The organism is Virgibacillus salarius (assembly GCF_039521925.1).
Lineage (GTDB): Bacteria > Bacillota > Bacilli > Bacillales > Amphibacillaceae > Virgibacillus > Virgibacillus salarius.
The window spans coordinates 1-274 of the sequence record NZ_BAAACY010000113.1 but is presented as its reverse complement, the minus strand read 5'-3'; the positions used below and the strand labels follow the sequence as shown (position 1 = coordinate 274).

At 38.0% G+C, this 274-nt stretch carries 1 pseudogene; it reads right to left on the bottom strand.

Annotated elements, in window-relative coordinates:
* Window positions 1-101: 101 nt before the first annotated feature.
* Window positions 102-274 (bottom strand): annotated as a pseudogene (locus ABDZ84_RS21515) (IS91 family transposase); the annotation flags it as partial.

Below are 274 nucleotides of genomic sequence, written 5' to 3'. Positions count from 1 at the left end.
CTTCTTCATGACACATGAAACAATGATAGTTGACGTAGGTCTTCTTTGGACGTAAGTGGTCGGTTCCTTTTTTCTTCTTCCCTTTTTTGCGTCGTTTGTTAGTCTGTGCGATAGTGAATCAACCTTTCTAAATCATTCCTTGCTTCTTTTGTTAATGCAATCTTTATTTCTAATTTCCCATTCTCTAGACACACTTCTCCCTTATATTCATAGTAATTGTCGCAATGCGAGCACACAAGGGGATCTTTTTGACCACTAGAAATAATACGCTCTC